This is a genomic window from Mesorhizobium sp. WSM3862, assembly GCF_002294985.1.
Classification (GTDB): Bacteria; Pseudomonadota; Alphaproteobacteria; order Rhizobiales; family Rhizobiaceae; genus Mesorhizobium.
This window is the reverse complement of record NZ_NSGE01000002.1, coordinates 258809-274397: the sequence shown is the minus strand read 5'-3', so window position 1 is coordinate 274397 and position 15589 is coordinate 258809. Positions and strand designations below refer to the sequence as shown.

The window sequence follows — 15589 nt, the reverse complement described above, 5'->3', positions numbered from 1 at the left end:
TGGCCGACGCGGACGCCGGCCGGTTGATCGCAAAGCCTCTGGCAGGCCATCTCGGCCATCATCAATGCGCCACCGCCGCCGCCGCCGCTTCGTCGATGAGACGGCCGGTGCGGAAGCGCTCGAGCGTGAAGGGCGCGTTGATCGGGTGCGGGTCGTCCCTGGCGATGGTGTGGGCAAAGACGTTGCCCGAACCTGGCGTCGCCTTGAAGCCGCCGGTGCCCCAGCCGCAATTGACATAGAGGCCCTTGACCGGCGTCTTAGCCAGGATCGGCGAGCGGTCGGGGGTCACGTCGACGATGCCGCCCCAGGAGCGCAGCATCTTCATGCGGGTGAAGATCGGGAACATTTCGCAGATGGCGTCGAGCGTGTGCTGCAGGATGTGCAGGCCGCCGGTTTGCGAATAGGAGATATACTGGTCGGTGCCGGCGCCGATGACCAGCTCGCCCTTGTCCGACTGCGAGATATAGGCGTGCACCGTGTTCGACATGATGACGCATGGCACCACCGGCTTGACCGGCTCCGAGACCAGCGCCTGCAACGGATAACTCTCCAACGGCATGCGCACGCCGGCCATATCCATGATGACCGACGAATGGCCGGCCGCGACGACGCCGACCTTCTTGGCGCCGATGAAGCCGCGCGTCGTCTCGACGCCGGTGACCGCGCCGTTGGCCGCACGCTTGACGCCGGTGACCTCGCAGTTCTGGATGATGTGCACGCCGCGCGCCGAGGCGCCGCGCGCATAACCCCAGGCGACCGCATCGTGGCGGGCCGTGCCGCCGCGGCGCTGCAGCGCGGCACCCATGACCGGATAGCGCGCCTCCTTGGAAATGTTGAGCGGCGGACAGAACTCCTTCGCCTGTTCCGGCGTCAGCCACTCATTGTCGATGCCGTTGAGGCGGTTGGCATGGATGTGGCGCTTGAACACCTGAACGTCATGCACATTGTGCGCGAGCATCATGACGCCGCGCGCCGAATACATGACGTTGTAATTGAGCTCCTGGCTCAGTCCGTCCCACAACTTCAGCGCATGGTCGTAGATGCCGGCGCTTTCGTCATAGAGATAGTTGGAGCGGATGATGGTGGTGTTGCGGCCGGTGTTGCCGCCGCCGAGCCAGCCCTTTTCCAGCACCGCGACATTGGTGATGCCGTGCTCGCTCGCCAGATAATAGGCGGTGGCCAGGCCGTGGCCGCCGGCGCCGACGATGATGACGTCGTATTCCTTCTTCGGCTCGGGTGAGGTCCATTGCTCTTCCCAGCCCTTGTGGCCGCGCATCGCCTCGCGGGCAATGGCGAATACGGAGTATTTCTTCACGTTCAGCCTCGCGCCAAAAATCGCGGATCTCGGCCGGGCATTCCCCGGCGCGCGTGGTGTATCACTAGCGAAAGCGCGTAGCCACCCTTGCGCTGTTTGCGACGGCGCTTGCCGTTTTGCGCCGGGGCTGCGCGGCGCATGCCCGACAACTCGCATTCCGATCGGCAAGTCAGCTTTCGGGTGGCTGCCGAAATGCCGATTTGCGACCAAGCATCCCACCACCGGCTGGACCGGCATAGAGAAAGGATGAGAAATGTTCGCACTCACCAACAAGGTTGCCATCGTCACCGGCGCCAGCTCCGGCATCGGCCGCGCCACGGCCGGTCTATTCGCCGAGCAGGGCGCCAGTGTCGTCGTCGCGGCGCGCCGCCGGGCCGAGCTCGATGCACTCGTCGGCGAAATCGAGACGGCCGGTGGAACCGCAATTGCACTCGCCGGCGATGTCCGGGACGAAGCCTATGCCAGAGCTCTGGTCGAGCTTGCGGTCGAAAGGTTCGGCGGCCTCGACATTGCCTTCAACAATGCGGGCGCCGTCGGCTTGATGGCGCCGGTACCGGAGATGGCGCCGGCGACTTGGCACGACACGATCGACACCAATTTGACCAGCGCCTTCCTCGCCGCAAGGCACCAGATCCCGGCGATGCTGGAGCGCGGCGGCGGCTCGCTGATCTTCACCTCGAGTTTCGTCGGCTATACCGCCGGCATGCCGGGCATGGCCGCCTATGCCGCCGCCAAGGCGGGGCTGATCGGGCTGACGCAGGTGCTGGCCGCCGAATACGGCCCGAAAGGGCTGCGCGTCAACGCGCTGTTGCCCGGCGGCATCGACACGCCCGGCGCCACGACCACGACGCCCGAGGCGCGTGCCTTCGTCGAAGGTATCCATGCACTGAAGCGCATGGCGCAGCCCGAGGAGATCGCCCGCTCCGCGCTCTACCTTGCCTCGGACGCCTCAAGCTTCACCACTGGCACGGCACTGTTTGCCGATGGTGGCGTTTCGATCAATCGGACGTGAATCATCTGACGGTCGGCAGCCATGCTCATCCGCTGAAATCGCGCGACGGGGCCTTGCATTCCGGTCCGTTTTGACGATTTGGTTTCCCGTCGAAAACGGATCGGAACGATGCTGCTGATCAGAACCTATGTAGCCCAGAGCGCCATCGAAGGCGTCGGCGTTTTCGCCGCCGAGCCGGTCAGGAAAGGTGCCTCCATCTGGCGGCTCGATCCCGATTTCGACCGGCTGATCCCCATGGAGAAATACGAGAAGGCGCCGCCGCATCTCAAGGAATTGCTCGACCGCTACGCCTATCCGAGCCCGGACAAGCCGGGTTTCATGGTATATGAGGTCGACAATGGCCGCTTCATGAACCATTCCGAGCGGCCGAACACGGATTTCTCCCAATATGGTGGCGCCACAGCGACCCGGGATATCGCGGCCGGCGAGGAAATCACTTGCGACTATGGCGAATTCTTTGAGGATTTCGCCCGTCTGCATCTGGCGACCGCCTAAGGCTCAGACCGGCAAGGCACGGCGCTCGGGCTTCCGATCGCGGTTTCCTGCAATCAACGGTGGACAGCACGGCCTGATTCTGCTATCAGCCGGCACAATTCGCGGTGCAGGTCACTGCGGGGGCATGCGGCTATGGGCTGCTTGCCTGAGATTTCAAACCCGAAGACAGGATTGCACGTGCAGGTACTCGTCCGCGACAACAACGTTGATCAGGCGCTTCGCGCGCTGAAGAAGAAGATGCAGCGCGAAGGTATTTTCCGCGAAATGAAGATGCGCGGTCACTACGAAAAGCCGTCCGAGAAGCGTGCCCGCGAGAAGGCGGAAGCCGTCCGCCGCGCCCGCAAGCTGGCCCGCAAGCGCGCCCAGCGCGAAGGCCTGCTGCCGATGACCCCGCGCCCGGCTCCGGCTGGTGCTGCCGGCGCATCGCGTTCGCCGCGCTGATACCGTCAATTTTTCGTCCTTTTCGAAGGATACCGAGGGTGGCGCGATGCGGAATCGCCGCCACCTTTTTGTTTATGTGTTCGAGCCGGTTCGGAGAGGGAACGGACCTGACGGCGCGGCGCCAGTGAGGACTGAGATGAACGCAATTACCGTGGAGCGCAGAACCGCTTTTCGCGGCTTCGCCCTGACGGCGGCCCTGCTTTCGGGCCTGACCCTTGCAGCATGCCAGACGGCCCCGACGGGGGAGTTCAACAGTATCGACAAGGCGCAAGGCTCGACCGAGAACATCTCCTCGCTGTCGGCTGTCATCCAGCGCAATCCTCAGGATCCCGAGGGTTACAATGTGCGCGGCTCGGCCTATGGCCGCGGCGGCCAGTACCAGGCGGCGCTCAAGGATTTCGACACCGCCATCCAGCTCAATCCGAACTTCTATCAGGCCTATTCGAACCGGGCGCTCATCCGGCGTTTCCTGGGCAACCAGCAAGCAGCGCTTGCCGACTATAACCGCTCGATCCAGATCAACGCCAATTACGACGCCGCCTATATCGGCCGCGGCAATCTCTATCGCAAGGCCGGCCGCGTCAACGACGCCTTCAACGATTTCCAGAAGGCGATCCAACTCGACACGACCGACGCCCGCGCCTACCACAATCGCGGCCTGATCTATCAGAGCCAGGGCCAGCATAAGTTCGCCATCGAGGATTTCTCGACCGCCATTTCGCTGGCGCCGGACGCAGCCGAGCCCTACAACGGCCGCGGCCTGTCCTATCTGGCCATGAATGACGAGGACAACGCCTTCGCCGACTTCAACATGGCCATCAAGCTCGACGGCAAGAACGCCGAGGCCTGGGCCAACCAGGCGCTGATCTACGAGCGACGCGGCGACAAGGAAAGGGCGGCCAAGTCCTACCGCGAAGCTGTCCACCTCGACCCGAACTACCAACCCGCCAAGGACGGCCTGTCGCGCACCTCGGCCGGCGCCAGCTGATCGGAAGCTAAGGCCGCCCGGGGGTCCGGTCGCCCGCGATGGGTCTATTGCGGCGCTGACACGCCGATGTGGCCGTTAGTCGCCAACGGCGATGTGTTGGCTCGCCATGCTCGCGCCAAGTTTTGGGCGGAACGCTCCTCGCACCTCGACCGTTTAACCGGGGCCGTTTGTTGCGAAAGGACCTTTCCGATGATCAAGACACTTGCCTGTGCCGCCGCCGCGCTTGCCGCCACGGTCCTCGCTTCTCCGGTCAGCGCCGGCACGCTCCGGCTCGGCACGCTCGATTGCACCATCGACGGAGGCACCGGTTACGTCATCACCTCCAACAAGGGCGTGTCCTGCGTCTTCCGCCCCTATCATCACGGCCCGGCCGAGCTATACACGGGCATGATCTCCAAGCTCGGCGTCGATATCGGCCGGACGCATCAAGGTCAGCTTGTCTGGGCGGTTCTCGCCGCCACCCGCCACCATGACGCAGGCGATCTCGCCGGCAGCTATTACGGCGTCAACGCGGAGGCGAGCGTCGTGACCGGTGGCGGCGCCAATCTTTTGGTCGGCGGCCTCGACGGCGCCTTCATGCTCGAGCCGCTGAGCGTCCAGGCGCAGACCGGCGTCAACCTCGCTGTTGCCGTGGCTTCGCTGGACCTCGTCCACTCCTATAAGTGAAATTTCAAATCAGTTAGCACCGATACGGCCCGGGACTCTCGCTCCGGGCCGAATTTTTAGCGCGCTGCTCGCCGATATCGCCGAAATGCCTCTTGAGCTCAACTGCGCTTGAGGTTCTACAAGCCCTGCCGAACTGGATCTGGCGCTTCGTTCGCAATGTGGATGAGGTTGCGGAAAACAAGCGGGAGATCGACGTGACGGCAGCAGGCGGCGGCAAGGTGGCCGGCAACAAGGTGGACTGGCGAGCACTGTGGGCAAGCGGCGACCTGGCGCGTTTCTGCTTTGTCAGTCTCGGCATCCTGCTGCATGCCACCAACGAGACCATGGTGGCGACGGTGATGCCGGCCATGGTCGGCGAGTTGGCCGGCGTGCAGCTCGTTGGCTGGTCGCTGGCGATCTATGAGCTCGGCGCCATCGTCGCGGGTGCGGCCGCCGGGCGGCTGGTGAGCTATGTCGCGCTGCGCTCCAACATGATGATCGCTGCCCTGCTCTACGCGGCAGGCGCGCTGATCTGCGCGACGGCACCCTCCATGCCGTTCTTCCTCGCCGGGCGGCTGGTCGAGGGACTTGGCGGCGGCGCGCTGGTGTCGCTCGCCTTCGTTTCGGTCGAGCGTCTCTTTCCGCGCAACATCTGGCCGCAGCTCTTCGGCATCATGTCGGCGATCTGGGGCGTCGCCGCCTTCAGCGGACCGATGCTCGGCGCTGTTATGACCGAGTTCCTGTCGTGGCGCTGGGCCTTTGGCGTCTTCACTTTCGGCGGCGCGGCGATGGCGCTGGCGAGCTTTATCGTGCTGGACACGCCGGAGGCGACGAGGCCGCAGGCGGGCAGCGGCACGGCGCCGCCCTTTCCCTATCCGGCGCTTGCCTGTCTCGCCATCGCCGTCGTGCTGATCGCTGCCGCCGGCATCGACATCGCCCTGCTGCGCTCGTCGCTGCTGCTGGCCGTCGGGCTGATCGGCCTGGCGCTTTTCTTCCGCATCGATGCCCTCAGGCCGCGCTCGCGCCTGTTTCCGGCACCTTTGTTCTCATGGCGCTCGCCGCTTGGCTCAGGCATGACCATGGTTGCGGCCTTCTCGGTAGCGACCTGCACGTTCACCATTTACGGGCCGCTGCTGCTCACCACGCTGCACGGCATTCCGATCCTGACCACCGGCTATATCATCGCTGCCGAATCCATCGCCTGGTCGATCCTGTCGATCCTCATCGCCAATGCGCCGCTGGAACGCGAAAGACTGATCATCGTCGTCGGCGCGCTGATGATCGCCTCCGGTCTTGCCAGTTTCGCCTACGCCATCCCCGCAGGTTCGATCCCGCTGATCCTGCTCTGCGCTCTGCTGCAGGGTGGCGGCTTCGGCGTCTGCTGGCCGTTCCTGACGCGTGTCATCGTCGCTTCGGCCCGCGACGGCGAGCAGACGATCGCTTCCGCCGCCGTGCCGACCATGCAGCGGATCGGCTACGCGGTGGGCGCGGCCCTTGCCGGCATTGTGGCCAACGCCAGCGGCTTCTCGCAAGGCCTCAGTCGTGACGCGGCTGCAGGCGTGGCCGGCTGGCTCTTCCTCGCCTTCGTGCCGCTTGGGATCCTCGGCTGCATCGCCGCGCTGCGGATCGCGCTGCCGCCAATGCGACCGCAGGCAGCGGCAAGCTAAACCACTGTCGTTTTCAGCCGCTCGGCAATCGATGCGGCGAGCCGTGTCGCCACCTCGTCCTTGCCCATCTCCGGCCACTCCTCGATGCCCGTGCGCGAGACGATGCGCACCTTGTTGCGATCGCCGCCCATAACGCCGGAAGAGCCGATGCCGCTCCCATGCGAGACGTCGTTCGCGACGATGAGATCGGCGCCCTTCTTCCTGAGCTTGGCCTCGGCGTTGCCGATGAGGTCCTGCGTCTCGGCGGCAAAGCCGACGACAAGACCGGGCCTCTGCGCATGATGGCCGACGCCCGCCAGGATGTCGGGATTCTCGACCATCTTGAGCGACGGCGGGCCCTTCCCTGCCACCTTCTTGATCTTTTCACCGGCGGCATTCGCGGTGCGCCAGTCGGCGACGGCCGCGACGAAAACAGCCGCGTCCGCCGGCAAAAGGCTCTCGACCGCTTCCTTCATCTCGGCCGCTGTTTCCACATGCGTGGTCTTCACCCCGGCCGGATCGGCGATGTTGACCGGACCGGACACGAGCCGGACATCGGCGCCGAGCTTCGCCAGTGCCGCCGCGATAGCATGGCCCTGCTTGCCGGACGAACGGTTGGCGATGTAGCGCACCGGATCGATCGGCTCATGCGTCGGCCCCGAGGTGACGATGATCTTGCGGCCGGCAAGCGGCTGCGGCTTCTCGTCGAGCATCGCCTCGATCGCGGCCACGATTTCCAGCGGCTCGGCCATGCGGCCTTCGCCCGCCTCGTTGCTTTCCGCCATCTCGCCCTTGGCCGGCCCGACAAAGGCGATGCCATCCTTCTGCAAGGTCGCCCGGTTGCGCCGCGTCGCCGGATGCGACCACATCTTCGGATTCATCGCCGGCGCCATCAGCACTTTCTTGTCGGTCGCGAGCAGCACCGTCGAGGCGAGATCATTGGCATGGCCGTTGGCGAGCTTCGCCATCAGGTCGGCGGTGGCCGGCGCCACGACCAGCAAATCGGCCTCGCGCGACAGCCTTATGTGGCCGACATCGTGCTCGTCATTGCGATCGAAGAGCTCGGTGAAAACATGGTCGGCCGAAAGCGCGCCGACGGACAGCGTGGTGACGAATTCCTGCGCGGCTGATGTCATTACCACCCGGACAGAAGCGCCGCGCTCGCGCAGGCGCCGGATCAGATCGAACGATTTGTAGGCGGCGATCCCGCCGCCGATGACGAGAAGGACGCGTTTGCCGGAGAGCGTTCCGCGAACTGATGACTTGCCGAGAAAGTTGGAGATCGGCGATGCTTGCTGGCCGGGGCCGGTCAGCGCGCGCAACGTCTTCTCGATCTGGTCGATGCGGTCGGCCTGCCCTGCCCGGCCCTCAACGGCCGCCCTGATCATCGCCCGGGCCTGCTCCTCCATTGAGCAGCCATTTTCGGCAGCCAATTGGCGCAGCAGGTCCTTAACTCCATCGTCAAGGTTGCGGATCGTAATGCTGGCCATCTGATTGCACCCGCTTCAAACTAGCGCCGGCAATGATAGCAATGCAATCAAACCGCAGCAAGGCGGCGGGCGGTCAGAAAATCCGCCACGCGATGTAAATCAGCGTCAGCGCAATAGTCCACAGCGCCACGCGGCCGGAGCGGGTGTGGCGCGCCTCCGCCTTGCCGATCGCGCGCGCGGTCGCCTCGTCGAAGCGCAAGCCGTGCTCGGCCATCAGGTCGATTTCACGCGACAGCCGCTCGGTGCGAACCGCAATGTCCGGCGCCTGCCTCGCCAGCGAGATCAAAGCCTTGCCGGCGTCCCGCGCGTCCGAGAGCACGCCGCGCGGGCCGAGATTGCCCGCGATCCAGTCGCTGACCACCGGCTCCGAAGTCTTCCACATGTTGAACGCCGGATCGAGCGTGCGGGCCACGCCTTCGACCACCACCATGGTCTTTTGCAAAAGCACCAGCTCGGTCCGCGTCGCCATGTCGAAGAGGTCGGTGACCTCGAACAGCAGCGTCAGAAGCTTGGCCATCGAGATCGTGTCGGCCGACTGGCCGTGGATCGGCTCGCCGATGGCGCGGATCGCCTGCGCGAAGGCCGAGACATTGTGCTGACGCGGCACATAGCCGGCCTCGAAATGCACCTCGGCGACGCGCCGGTAGTCGCGCACGATGAAGCCGTAGAGGATCTCGGCCAGAAAACGCCGCTCCTTCTTGCCGAGTCTGCCGGCGATGCCGAGATCGACGGCAACGATGGTGCCGTCCGGTTCGACGAACAGGTTGCCCGGGTGCATGTCGGCATGGAAGAAGCCGTCGCGCAGCGTGTGCCTGAGGAAGGACTGGACGAGATTGGCTGCGATCGCCTTGAGGTCGTGACCGGCGGCGGCAAGCCCGGTCAGATCGTTCATCTTGACGCCGTCGATCCACTCCATGGTGATCACGTCGCGGCCGGTCCGCTCCCAATCGACCGCCGGCACGCGGAAGCCCGGATCGTCCTTGGTGTTCTCAGCGAGCTCGGAAAACGCGGCGGCTTCGAGCCGCATGTCCATCTCGACCTTGGTGGTCTGCGCCAGCGTCTGGGTCACCTCGATCGGCCGCAGGCGGCGCGATGAGGGGATGTACTTCTCCTGCAGGCGGGCGGCGAGGAAGTAGCTCTCGAGATCCTGGAAGAAGCGATGGCGCACGCCGGGGCGGATGACCTTCACCGCGACCCGTGAAGCCTTTCCGTCGCGAACGACTTCGGCGCCGTGCACCTGTGCGATCGATGCCGCCGCGACCGGCTCGCCGAACGTTGCGTAGAGATCCTCGATCCTGCGCCCGAGCGAGGCTTCGATCGCCGCGACCGCTTCCGCCCTCGGAAAGGTGTGCATCTTGTCCTGCAGCAGCGCAAGGTCGACCGCCATGTCGTTGCCGACGACGTCGGGCCGCGTGGCGAGGAACTGGCCGAGCTTCACATAGGATGGCCCCAGCCGCACCACCGCCTGCGCCAGCCGGTCGCCGCGCAGATGGCTTCGGGCGCGGCGGCGAGTGAGCACGCGCGCCAGCCGCCAGCCGAGCTTCGGCATACCGGAAAGCTCTTCGCCGGGCAGCGCCGCGACGACGCCCTCGCGGACCAGCACCCAGCCGGCCCTGGCGAGCCGGAAGCCGGCGCCAACGCTGGTCATCGGACGCCCTGCCTCAAAGCTTCCAGCCCGAATGGAGCGCCGCGATGCCCCCCGAATAGTTGCGGAAAGTGACCCGATCGAAGCCGGCCCGACCAATCATCGCGGCGAAGTTCTGCTGGTTGGGGAACTTGCGGATCGATTCGACCAGATAGGAATAGGGCTCGCCGTCGCCGGTCACCGCCCTGCCGATTTTGGGGATGGCGTTGAACGACCAAGCCTCGTAGGCCTTGTCGAGCAGCGGCATGTCGACCTCGGAAAACTCCAGGCATAGGAAGCGCCCGCCGCGCTTCAGCACACGAAAAGCTTCGCTCAGCGCCACATCGATGCGCGGCACGTTGCGGATGCCGAACGCGATCGTATACGCATCGAACGTGCCGTCCTCGAACGGCAGCGCTTCGGCATTGGCCTCGACGAAATCGGTCTTTTCCGAGAGGCCTTTCTTTTCGGCCCTGTCGCGGCCGACGTCGAGCATTGAGCCGTTGATGTCGAGCACCGTGGCATGCGCATGGCGCTGGCTTGCCTCGATGATGCGAAAGGCGATGTCGCCGGTGCCGCCGGCGACGTCGAGCACCTTCCAGCCCGGCCGCTTCGGGGGGTTGAGCCACGCGACCATCGCGTCCTTCCACAGCCGGTGCAACCCACCCGACATCAGATCGTTCATCAGGTCGTATCGATTGGCCACCTTGTGAAAGACGTCATTGACGAGCGACTGCTTGTCGCCCGCGCCAACCTTCCTGAAACCATAGGAGGTTTCCATGCCGCCCGCGGCCGTGGTTCTCTCAACTGACATTATTTCGATCCGCCATAAAACCGGCGGGACCATAGCCGATCGATGGGGCGGGCGCTATTGTCCAAGGCGCGGTTTTCGGCCGCGCTTTCAGAACGGGTCGGGGAAGAGTTTGCCACGATTTTCCACCCGGAATCGGCGCGACGACAGAAGAATACCGCACGGGATGGCCGCATGATCTTGAAAGCCGAATTGCACTGCCACATCGAAGGGGCAGCGGCGCCCGACCTCGTCGTCAGCCAGGCCCGCAAATACGGCAAGGACCCTTCGCCCTACATCCAGAACGGCTCCTTCGTCTGGCACGATTTCACGTCTTTCCTCGCCGCCTATGATTTTGCTTCCGACCTGTTCCGCACCGAGGAGGATTATGCCCGTCTAACCGATCATTATCTCACCAGCCTCGCCCGCGACGGCGCCATCTATTCCGAGGTCTTCACCTCGCCGGATCACGCGAAAAAGGCCGGGCTTTCGCCCAAGGCCTATACGGACGCGCTGGGCGAAGGCATGGCCCGCGCCAAGGCGAGGACCGGCATCGAGGGGCGCATGATCGTCACCGGCGTACGCCACGTCGGCGTCGAGGCGATCGAGCAGGCGGCGCGCTTTGCGGCGCGCTGCGGCCATCCGCTGGTCACCGGCTTCGGCGTCGCCGGCGACGAGCGCATCGGCGATTTCGAGGACTATGTGCGGGCTTTCGAGATCGCGCGCGAGGCCGGCCTCGGCATCACCATCCACGCCGGAGAATTGATGGGCTGGGAAAGTGTGGCGGCAGCGCTCAACCATATCCGCCCGTCGCGGATCGGCCATGGCGTGCGCGCCATCGAGAACCCGGACCTTGTTCGCCGCATCGCCGCCGAGGGCGTGGTGCTGGAATGCTGCCCCGGCTCCAACATCGCGCTCAAGGTGTTCGATAGTTTCGCCACGCATCCTTTTCCGGCGTTGCGCGCGGCCGGCTGCAGGGTGACGCTCAATTCCGACGACCCGCCCTATTTCTGGACCTCGCTGAAGCGCGAATACGATATCGCCGCCGAGCATTTCGCGATGGACGACAAGGCGCTTACCGCCGTCACCAGGACGGCCATCGAGGCGGCCTTCGTCGACCGGAAGACCAAGGCGATGCTGATGAGCCGGCTCGACCCCAAAGGCCGGTGAATGGTGAATGGTGAATGGTGAATGGTGAATGGTGAATGGTGAACGTTTGCCGGCGGCTTCAGCGTGTCAACCAATCATCGGCCCATCAGGACTCGCAAACCGGCTCACTATTCACTATTCACTACTCACCATTCACTGGAGAAGACCATGCAGGGCGTCACCGTCGTCGACCACCCCCTTGTCCAGCACAAGCTGACCATCATGCGCAAGAAGGAGACCTCGACGGCAGGCTTCCGGCGGCTGCTGCGCGAAATCTCCCTGCTTCTCGGCTACGAGGTGACCCGCAACCTCGAACTGACGACCACCACGATCGAGACCCCGATCGAGGAGATGGAAGCGCCGACGCTGGAGGGCAAGAAGCTGGTTTTCGCCTCCGTGCTGCGGGCCGGCAATGGCCTGCTCGAAGGCCTGCTCGATCTGGTGCCGGCGGCGCGCGTCGCCCATATAGGCCTTTACCGCGACCATGAGACGCTCGAGGCGATCGAATATTTCTTCAAGGCGCCGAGCGACCTTGCCGACCGTCTGGTGATCGTGGTTGATCCGATGCTTGCGACCGCCAATTCCGCGATCGCGGCGATCGACAAGCTGAAGGGGCGCGGCGCCACCAACATCCGCTTCCTTTGCCTGCTTGCGGCGCCCGAAGGCATCGAGCGCTTCACCAAGGCGCATCCGGATGTCCCGATCTTCACCGCTTCGATCGACCGCCAGTTGAACGACAAGGGTTACATCATGCCTGGCCTCGGCGACGCCGGCGACCGCATGTACGGAACCAAGTGAGATCTTTTCTTAACCGGTCGTTTACGAAACGCCGTGGTTCCGGCGCGCGTTAAAGCCGAAAACACCATGTCGGCTTAAGGATCGAACCTTCACGAAGGTCGATCCATGCTGCGCAAGCTTCTTCTCCTTGGCGTCTTTGTCGGAAGCTCGGCATCGATTCCGATCGTCTATCAGTCGAACCCGCAGATGGTCGAAACCCTGCTGAGATCGGCGGTTGCTTCGAAGCCGGCGCCGCCTGAGGCTCAGCCGGACGTCAATCTCGCTTCGGTTCCAGCCAGGCCGGCGGCGCCGATGCCGCTCGGCCGCCAGGTGCTGGTCAATGCCGACCAGCGCGGCCATTTCACTTCCGCCTTCAAGTTCAACGGCCGTCAGATAGACGGCATGATCGACACCGGCGCGACGCTCGTCGCGATCAACATATCGACGGCGCGCCGGATCGGCATCTCGCTCAACCAGTCGGATTTCAATCAACAGGTGAACACGGCGAACGGCGCCATCAAGGCCGCCGTGGTCACCGTCGACCGTCTGCAGATCGGCAAGATTTCCCTCGACAACGTCCAGGCGGTGGTGCTCGACGATCGAGCGCTGCAAACCAACCTGATCGGCATGAGCTTCCTGCAGCGGCTGCAGAAATACGAAGTGCAGGACGGCGCGCTGTTGCTCGTTCAATAGGCGCGATTTTATAGAGGCAGTATCCGCCTGAGCACCGTCTTTTCTGCGGTCGGCTTCGAGTGACCGACCGTATAGGCGGCGCGCACCGCGACGGCGGCAGCCTCGGCGTCGGCCTCGGTCCGCGCATGGACCAGCGCCAGCGCCTCGCCCGCATGCACCTCCGCGCCGACCGGCAGCAGCCGGGTGAGGCCGACGGAATGATCGATCTTGTCGTCCGGGCGGACGCGCCCGCCGCCCAGCGCAACGACGGCGAGCCCGATTTCGCGCGTCGCGATCCCGGTGACGAAGCCGTCCTCGGCCGCTTTGACCGCCATTTCCACTGCCGCCTTCGGCAGATATTTCTCCGGATTCTCGACGAAGTCGGGGGGACCGCCGAGCGCCGTCACCATGCGCGCGAACACCGCCGCCGCGCGGCCGCCGGCAAGCGTCTCGGCCGCGCGCCTGATCCCGTCCTGGTTGGACGAGACAATTCCCGCCGATTGCAGCATCTCGGCGGCAAGCGCCAGCGTGACGTCCTCCAGCCGGCGGTCGCGGAAGCGGCCGGTGAGAAAGTCTACCGCGTTCTTCACCTCGACCGCATTGCCCGCTGCCGAGGCCAGCGGCTCGTTCATGCCGGTCACCAGTGCCGAAGCCTTCAGGCCGGCGCCATTGGCGACCTCGACCAGGCTGTTCGCAAGTGCGGCCGCATCGCGCGACTTCTCCATGAAGGCGCCGTTGCCGACCTTGACGTCGAGCACAAGCGAGCCGAGACCGGCGGCAAGCTTCTTCGACAGGATCGAAGCCGTTATCAGCGGCACCGATTCCACTGTGCCCGTCACGTCGCGGATCGCGTAGAGCCGGCGATCGGCCGGCGCCAGGTCGGCGGTCTGGCCGATGATGGCGCAGCCCGTCTCGAGCACCGTCCTGCGGAACCGCGCCAAATCCGGCTGGCTGACGTAACCGGGAATGGCATCCATCTTGTCCAGCGTGCCGCCGGTATGGCCAAGGCCGCGGCCGGAGATCATCGGCACATAAGCGCCGCAGGCCGCGACGATCGGCGCCAGCATCAGCGAGACATTGTCGCCGACGCCGCCCGTCGAATGCTTGTCGGTGACCGGTCCCGGCAAATCGGACCAGTCGAGCACGTCACCGGAATCGCGCATCGCGAGCGTCAGCGCCACTGCTTCCTCGCGACTCATGCCTTTGAGGAACACCGCCATGGCGAAGGCGCCGATTTGGCCTTCCGAGAGCGTGCCGGCCGTGATCCCTTGGATGAAGGCCGCGATCTCGGGCGCCGAGAGCTTGTGGCCGTCACGCTTGCGGCGAATGATTTCCTGGGGCAGCATCAGCTTTCCGGCAAACCTTCCTCGAAGACGCGCCGCAGGATCGTCGCCAGCCGCGCGCCGCCGACCGGCGCCATGTCCTTGGTTTCCTGGTGCGAGAGTTCCGCCCCGGTCATGCCTGCCGCAAGGTTGGTGATCACCGAGCAGGCGGCGACCTTGAGGCCGAGGAAGCGGGCCAGGATCACTTCGGGCACGGTCGACATGCCGACCGCGTTGGCGCCCATGACGCGCGCCATGCGGATTTCGGCCGGCGTCTCGAAACATGGTCCGGAAAACCACATGTAGACGCCCTGGTGGAGCGCGGTGCCGGTCTCCTTGGCCGCCGTCTCGATTGCCTTGCGCAACCCGGCATCATAGGCCTCGGTAAGGCCGACGAAGCGGCGGTCGCTCGGCTCGCCGATCAGCGGATTGGAGCCGGAGAAGTTGATGTGATCGGTGATCATCATCACCGAGCCCGGTCCCATCTCGGAATCGACCGAGCCGGCGGCGTTGGTGAGGATGAGATGCGAGATGCCGATGCCGGCAAGCACCTCGAGCGCCGGGCGCATCGCGGCGGCATTGCCGTGCTCGTAATAGTGCGCGCGCCCGGAAAGCATCAGCACCGGCGTGCCGGCGAAACGCCCTGCCACCACCTCGCCGGCGTGGCCGGAGACGCCGCTGCGCGGAAAGCCCGGCAGTTCGGCATAGGGGATGCGCCTTGCGCCTTCCACCTGGTCGACCAGCCCACCAAGGCCGGAGCCAAGCACAAGCGCCGCGGTCGGGGCCAGCCCGTCCAGTTTCTCGACCAGATGATCCAGCGCTTCCTTCATTTCAGGATATCGCCCCTGAAGCCGTAAGGCAGCATGTCGCCCATCGTGACCGTCTCGGCCACGCCGGTATTGTCGCAGAGATAGAGCTTCGTCTCCGGCCGGCAGAATTCCGCCAGCCGCTGCCGGCAGCCGCCGCAGGGCGAGCATTTGGCCATGCGCTCGGCGATCACCGCGATCTCGGTGATCTTGCCGCCGCCGCCCATGATGTAGTGGCCGAGCGCGGTGGTCTCCGCACACCAGCCTTCCGGATAGGATGCCACCTCGATGTTGGCGCCGGTGAAGACGCGACCGTCCTCGGTGCGCAGCGCGGCGCCTACGGGAAACTTGGAATAGGGCGCATAGGCCTTGGCCATCGCCGTCCTGGCCGCTTCGAACAGATCATGCGACATTTGC

General features: G+C 65.0%; 16 protein-coding genes. 9 read left to right on the top strand and 7 right to left on the bottom strand.

Features of this window, described 5'->3' with window-relative positions; all coding sequences use genetic code 11:
• Window positions 1–61 precede the first annotated feature (61 nt).
• Window positions 62–1315: a sarcosine oxidase subunit beta gene (locus CK224_RS05645; protein WP_095781086.1), complete on the bottom strand. Its 1254-nt coding sequence runs from the start codon at window positions 1313–1315 to the stop codon at window positions 62–64.
• A gap of 253 nt (window positions 1316–1568) precedes the next feature.
• Between CK224_RS05645 and CK224_RS05640 the strand changes: the two genes are divergently transcribed.
• From CK224_RS05640 to CK224_RS05615, 6 genes are all read left to right on the top strand, one after another.
• Window positions 1569–2327 carry an SDR family oxidoreductase gene (locus CK224_RS05640; protein ID WP_095781085.1) on the top strand — a complete coding sequence of 253 codons (759 nt, stop codon included), beginning with the start codon at window positions 1569–1571 and terminating at the stop codon, window positions 2325–2327.
• A 108-nt stretch (window positions 2328–2435) separates the two neighbouring features.
• Window positions 2436–2822, top strand: a complete 387-nt coding sequence (locus CK224_RS05635; RefSeq protein WP_095781084.1) for an SET domain-containing protein-lysine N-methyltransferase — start codon at window positions 2436–2438, stop codon at window positions 2820–2822.
• Between the two features lie 177 nt (window positions 2823–2999).
• A complete protein-coding gene (rpsU, locus tag CK224_RS05630; protein ID WP_040969057.1) occupies window positions 3000–3263 on the top strand; it encodes a 30S ribosomal protein S21 in 264 nt (87 codons plus the stop codon).
• A 136-nt stretch (window positions 3264–3399) separates the two neighbouring features.
• The gene (locus CK224_RS05625; RefSeq protein WP_095781083.1) at window positions 3400–4251 is read left to right on the top strand and encodes a tetratricopeptide repeat protein; all 852 of its coding nucleotides are present in this window, start codon (window positions 3400–3402) and stop codon (window positions 4249–4251) included.
• Between the two features lie 189 nt (window positions 4252–4440).
• Window positions 4441–4917, top strand: coding sequence for a DUF992 domain-containing protein (locus CK224_RS05620; RefSeq protein WP_067002615.1), 477 nt, complete (start codon window positions 4441–4443; stop codon window positions 4915–4917).
• Between the two features lie 194 nt (window positions 4918–5111).
• Complete coding sequence (locus CK224_RS05615) at window positions 5112–6563, top strand: MFS transporter (protein ID WP_245425751.1); 1452 nt, start codon at window positions 5112–5114, stop codon at window positions 6561–6563.
• Here CK224_RS05615 and coaBC read toward each other — a convergent pair.
• The 3 genes from coaBC to ubiE all read right to left on the bottom strand — a co-directional run bounded on the left by coaBC (window position 6560) and on the right by ubiE (window position 10470).
• Window positions 6560–8032 carry a bifunctional phosphopantothenoylcysteine decarboxylase/phosphopantothenate--cysteine ligase CoaBC gene (coaBC, locus tag CK224_RS05610; RefSeq protein ID WP_210199646.1) on the bottom strand — a complete coding sequence of 491 codons (1473 nt, stop codon included), beginning with the start codon at window positions 8030–8032 and terminating at the stop codon, window positions 6560–6562. The two genes, CK224_RS05615 and coaBC, sit on opposite strands and share 4 nt — an antisense overlap.
• 73 nt (window positions 8033–8105) lie before the next feature.
• Window positions 8106–9680, bottom strand: coding sequence for a 2-polyprenylphenol 6-hydroxylase (ubiB, locus tag CK224_RS05605; protein WP_095781082.1), 1575 nt, complete (start codon window positions 9678–9680; stop codon window positions 8106–8108).
• A gap of 13 nt (window positions 9681–9693) precedes the next feature.
• Window positions 9694–10470 (bottom strand): bifunctional demethylmenaquinone methyltransferase/2-methoxy-6-polyprenyl-1,4-benzoquinol methylase UbiE, encoded by a 777-nt coding sequence (gene ubiE / locus CK224_RS05600; RefSeq protein ID WP_095781081.1) that lies wholly within the window; start codon window positions 10468–10470, stop codon window positions 9694–9696.
• Window positions 10471–10641: 171 nt separating this feature from the next.
• Here ubiE and CK224_RS05595 point away from each other — a divergent pair, with 171 nt between their 5' ends.
• The 3 genes from CK224_RS05595 (at window position 10642) to CK224_RS05585 (ending at window position 13065) form a co-directional block, all read left to right on the top strand.
• Window positions 10642–11616, top strand: a complete 975-nt coding sequence (locus tag CK224_RS05595; RefSeq protein WP_095781080.1) for an adenosine deaminase — start codon at window positions 10642–10644, stop codon at window positions 11614–11616.
• A 147-nt stretch (window positions 11617–11763) separates the two neighbouring features.
• The gene (upp, locus tag CK224_RS05590; protein ID WP_067002624.1) at window positions 11764–12393 is read left to right on the top strand and encodes a uracil phosphoribosyltransferase; all 630 of its coding nucleotides are present in this window, start codon (window positions 11764–11766) and stop codon (window positions 12391–12393) included.
• A gap of 105 nt (window positions 12394–12498) precedes the next feature.
• Entirely contained in the window at window positions 12499–13065 is a 567-nt protein-coding gene (locus tag CK224_RS05585; RefSeq protein WP_067002626.1) for a TIGR02281 family clan AA aspartic protease, read from the top strand.
• An 8-nt stretch (window positions 13066–13073) separates the two neighbouring features.
• Here CK224_RS05585 and deoA read toward each other — a convergent pair whose 3' ends face one another.
• From deoA to cdd, 3 genes are read right to left on the bottom strand one after another with little or no spacing between them, the layout of a single operon-like run.
• Entirely contained in the window at window positions 13074–14390 is a 1317-nt protein-coding gene (gene deoA / locus CK224_RS05580) for a thymidine phosphorylase (protein ID WP_095781079.1), read from the bottom strand.
• Complete coding sequence (locus CK224_RS05575; protein ID WP_095781078.1) at window positions 14390–15196, bottom strand: purine-nucleoside phosphorylase; 807 nt, start codon at window positions 15194–15196, stop codon at window positions 14390–14392. Before CK224_RS05575 ends, deoA begins: the two co-directional genes overlap by 1 nt.
• Window positions 15193–15585 carry a cytidine deaminase gene (cdd, locus tag CK224_RS05570; RefSeq protein WP_067002633.1) on the bottom strand — a complete coding sequence of 131 codons (393 nt, stop codon included), beginning with the start codon at window positions 15583–15585 and terminating at the stop codon, window positions 15193–15195. The genes CK224_RS05575 and cdd overlap by 4 nt, the downstream gene beginning before the upstream one ends.
• Window positions 15586–15589: the final 4 nt, after the last annotated feature.

Coding starts and splice junctions, on each gene's coding strand:
- cdd (WP_067002633.1), bottom strand. CDS start 15,585: ATGTCGCATGATCTGTTCGAAGCGGCCAGGACGGCGATGGCCAAGGCC.
- ubiB (WP_095781082.1), bottom strand. CDS start 9,680: ATGACCAGCGTTGGCGCCGGCTTCCGGCTCGCCAGGGCCGGCTGGGTG.
- coaBC (WP_210199646.1), bottom strand. CDS start 8,032: ATGGCCAGCATTACGATCCGCAACCTTGACGATGGAGTTAAGGACCTG.
- CK224_RS05640 (WP_095781085.1), top strand. CDS start 1,569: ATGTTCGCACTCACCAACAAGGTTGCCATCGTCACCGGCGCCAGCTCC.
- upp (WP_067002624.1), top strand. CDS start 11,764: ATGCAGGGCGTCACCGTCGTCGACCACCCCCTTGTCCAGCACAAGCTG.
- CK224_RS05635 (WP_095781084.1), top strand. CDS start 2,436: ATGCTGCTGATCAGAACCTATGTAGCCCAGAGCGCCATCGAAGGCGTC.
- ubiE (WP_095781081.1), bottom strand. CDS start 10,470: ATGTCAGTTGAGAGAACCACGGCCGCGGGCGGCATGGAAACCTCCTAT.
- CK224_RS05585 (WP_067002626.1), top strand. CDS start 12,499: ATGCTGCGCAAGCTTCTTCTCCTTGGCGTCTTTGTCGGAAGCTCGGCA.
- CK224_RS05620 (WP_067002615.1), top strand. CDS start 4,441: ATGATCAAGACACTTGCCTGTGCCGCCGCCGCGCTTGCCGCCACGGTC.
- deoA (WP_095781079.1), bottom strand. CDS start 14,390: ATGCTGCCCCAGGAAATCATTCGCCGCAAGCGTGACGGCCACAAGCTC.
- CK224_RS05575 (WP_095781078.1), bottom strand. CDS start 15,196: ATGAAGGAAGCGCTGGATCATCTGGTCGAGAAACTGGACGGGCTGGCC.
- CK224_RS05625 (WP_095781083.1), top strand. CDS start 3,400: ATGAACGCAATTACCGTGGAGCGCAGAACCGCTTTTCGCGGCTTCGCC.
- CK224_RS05595 (WP_095781080.1), top strand. CDS start 10,642: ATGATCTTGAAAGCCGAATTGCACTGCCACATCGAAGGGGCAGCGGCG.